Here is a 3,600-nt window from a genome sequence, read left to right as displayed (position 1 = left end):
CATCGGCGTGCTTAAGCACTTCTATTGCATCGCAATCGAATTCGTTGATGACTGCTATGCCGATGCTCGCGTCGATACGGTAACGTCGGTCTGATAATTCAAAGTGTTTTTCAAGGTCTTTAAGGCTTCGTTGGGCAACTTGAAGAGCTTCTTGCTCTACTTGCTTGCGAGAGCTACTGAGGTCTTCAAGCAAAATAACAAACTCATCGCCACCAATCCTAGCGATGGTATCGACTTCTCTTATAGAGTTTTGAAGCCGCCGGGCCACGGATACCAGAAGTTTGTCACCCACATAATGGCCTAGGGAGTCATTGATTCGCTTGAAACCATTGAGGTCGATAAATATCAGGGCGCCAAAGAGGTGTTCTCGTTTAATCCTATCGATAACTTTCTGGGTTCTGTCCATCAAAAGTCGACGATTGGGGAGATTGGTTAGAGCATCGTAAAATGCAAGTTGTTCTATCTGGGTTTGAGCTTTTTGTTGCTGGGTTCGGAGGTTATGCTTCTCTAATGCAATGCTGGTTAGGTGAGTGAAGTGTTCCAGGATTTCTAAATGTGATTCATTTGGTCTTTGAATTTCAGGAAAATAGACAATGAATACTCCCTGGACCTCCTTTTGGGCCGAAAATATGGGAGTTGCCCAGCAGGCTTTAAGGTTTAGTGTTAGCGATAAATGAGCAAAATTTTGGCAATAAAACGTATTTTGCAGGTCTTCAATAATGATGGTTTCACCCGTCTGCGCTGCTATAGCACAGGGCATGCTATCGTGAGCGATCGGTATGCGGTCAACTTTTGAATGGAATAGCTCGGGTAGGCTGGGGGCTGCCAGTTGACGGAGCTCTTCATTCTCGATAATGAAAATAGCGGTCTTGATATGTTCGTCGACAAGGGCTTCGATATGAATAGCAATATCTTGGAGGCAGAGTTTTAAGTCTGCTTCCAGCGCAATTCTGCTTATTAGCGCAGTTTGGTGGGTCAGTAATGCTTGAAGCTGTTCATACCGCATGAAATACCTCTACAGCTAGCGGGTGAGAGATCTTAAATGTCCAACTTGCCAAGCATAATCGGGTTTGCACATTTCACCTGATTATAATTAAGTATTGAATCGATTAATTATTAGCCAGTTTTTTGCCTTATGCAAAGAAATAAAGGCCGTTATAGTTAAGTATTCTAAGTGGTAAATTATCAGCTTAATCCAGTTATTAGTGATTTGAGGCCAGTGTAGAAACAGCTGTTTTTACACTGGCCTCAAATATTGCATGTAAAAAACACCAATATTCGTTTGATACTCTCTTTTCATGCTTACTAAGCTTTGTTAGAATGCGCGCACTTTCCAGCAGTACTGCATTTCAATATGCCCATTTTGCTTGGAATGTTATGGTGACTTTCATTGGTTCCCACGCAATAATAAGCTGTTAACCTGGTCAGGCCCGGAAGGGAGCAGCCATAGCGGTGGATTTATGTGCCGAGGTGTAGCTGGTGGAAGTCATCACCTTAATTTTTCTTCCCTAGTTCTTCTTTCTGAATAGCTACTTCCTGTTGATCTAAGTCTTTAATAATCTCTATATTTGATTCCTTTGAGTCCGAGTGCTTGTGAATAGAAGCTATTTGGATGTGAAAACAAAGTCGTTTTAAGCCTCTTGTCAGTGTACTATAGCGTCTTAAGATTTTAATCGTTTACTTTGCTAAGATGATTTCATGAGTTATCAGGTACTTGCGCGTAAGTGGCGCCCCCAAAATTTCAAACAGATGGTTGGTCAAGAGCACGTTCTTAAGGCCTTGATTCATGCGCTTGAAAGTCAAAGGCTGCATCATGCTTATTTGTTCACCGGTACCCGGGGTGTCGGTAAAACGACAATTGGCCGTATTCTGGCGAAATGTCTAAGTTGTCATCAAGGTATTACTGCTGAACCCTGCGGTCAGTGCGGTGCTTGTACCAGTATTACTGAAGGCCGCTATGTTGATCTGATTGAAATCGATGCGGCCTCTCGAACCAAAGTAGAGGATATGCGTGAGCTTCTGGAAAATGTTCAGTATGCTCCCTCTGAAGGCCGCTTCAAGATATATCTGATTGATGAAGTTCATATGCTCTCGCAATCAAGTTTCAATGCTTTGTTGAAAACGCTCGAAGAACCTCCAGAGCATGTTAAGTTCTTGTTTGCGACAACCGACCCGCAAAAGCTTCCTGTAACGATTCTCTCGCGTTGCCTCCAGTTCAATCTGAAGAATATGTCGCCAGAACGCATTGTTGGGCACCTGCAGAATATCCTTGGTCAAGAGCAGGTTAGTTTTGAGGATATGGCTTTATGGGCGCTTGCCAGAGCTGCTGATGGCAGTATGCGTGATGCGCTTAGTCTGACTGATCAGGCTATAGCTTATGGAAACCATGCACTTACCGAGACTGGCGTTAGTGCAATGCTGGGGACGGTTGACCAGAAAAAGATCTATCGTATTCTGGATTGTTTGATTTCAAGAAATGCGGCAGCGATGCTTGACGAAATTAAAGCGCTCGCCGAATTTTCCCCAAATTATGCTTCAGTGTTAGCGACGATTGCAGAAGTGCTTCATCGTGTGGCTATCGAGCAGGCTGTTCCTGGCGCTTGTGATAACTCTATGGGTGATCAGGAGCACGTCGTTTCCTATGCTCGTAAGTTATGTGCCGAAGATGTTCAGCTTTTCTATCAAGTGGCCTTGGTTAGTCGTCAGGACTTGGCGATTACGCCTGACCCTAAATCTGGCCTTGAAATGGCCTTGCTCAGAATGCTTGCTTTCCAGTTAAGCCCTAGTGATCAGCTAGGAATTGATATTGTCACAGCGCCTGTAGGCAATGAAGTGCCGGTTGCTGAAGAGCAAACTGTGCAAAGTGCTCCGCTAGAGAATAATTTGTCTGAGGACGAAAGCAAAAAAAAAACACTTCTGAATAGTGAAGGTTTAAATGTTGAGGGTGTAGCACAAGTTGAACGGGCACCTGTTGAGACCTCTGAGTCGACTGCCAGCCGCTTACAAGAGCCTGTTGAAACGCAGAGCTTTGCAGAAACTGAGCAGCCTGTTACCAGCGTTGTTGAAAGTCCAGTTCAAGAACCTGTCTCGGAACCAGTGCCTGAACCTGATAAACAATCTACTTTGCGGAATGAGGAAAAATCTCCTATTGCAGAGAGTTCGTCTCAGGATCATGTAGAGAAAAGTGAGCTTGCCGCAGATGTCCTTTCAAGCGGATGGAATAAGCAGGTGACACAATTGGGTCTTAGCGGAATGACGCTTAATTTAATGCTTAACTCAGTGCTAGAAGAGAACCCGGACGGCTTGAATCTTTATTTTGAGGCTGGACACTTTCGTTTGCTAAATACAAGTCATGAAGGGCGGATTCGTGAATCATTGAGTAAAGAAGTGGCACAAGGGCGAAATATTACTTTCTTCGAGGGCTTAAAGCCCGAACACGAGTCGCCGATGATGTGGCGTGAACGCGTGAAAGCGGAAATGGGGGAGCAAGCAAAACTGAGTGTTGAAAATGACCCCTATGTCCAACAGATGATTAGAGAGTTTGATGGTGTGTTGATTGAAAATAGCATTAAAGCTTTAGGGCAGATTATTTAATAAAAT

At 44.1% G+C, this 3,600-nt stretch carries 2 protein-coding genes and 1 other RNA gene; 2 read left to right on the top strand and 1 reads right to left on the bottom strand.

The window, feature by feature from the left end:
• Positions 1-1,006, bottom strand: a 1,006-nt coding sequence (locus tag A3757_RS13690) for a sensor domain-containing diguanylate cyclase (protein ID WP_156506320.1), incomplete at its 3' end; no start/stop codon positions are given.
• 382 nt (positions 1,007-1,388) lie between these two features.
• Here A3757_RS13690 and ffs point away from each other — a divergent pair.
• Together ffs and dnaX are read left to right on the top strand one after the other, a co-directional pair.
• An RNA gene (ffs, locus tag A3757_RS13685) (signal recognition particle sRNA small type) lies at positions 1,389-1,485 on the top strand.
• Positions 1,486-1,698: 213 nt separating this feature from the next.
• Positions 1,699-3,594, top strand: coding sequence for a DNA polymerase III subunit gamma/tau (dnaX, locus tag A3757_RS13680; RefSeq protein ID WP_068566162.1), 1,896 nt, complete (start codon positions 1,699-1,701; stop codon positions 3,592-3,594).
• Positions 3,595-3,600: the final 6 nt, after the last annotated feature.

It is taken from the genome of Oleiphilus sp. HI0117 (genome assembly GCF_001635235.1).
The sequence above is the reverse complement of the archived record's forward strand: the minus strand, read 5'-3'. Positions and strand labels throughout refer to the sequence as shown.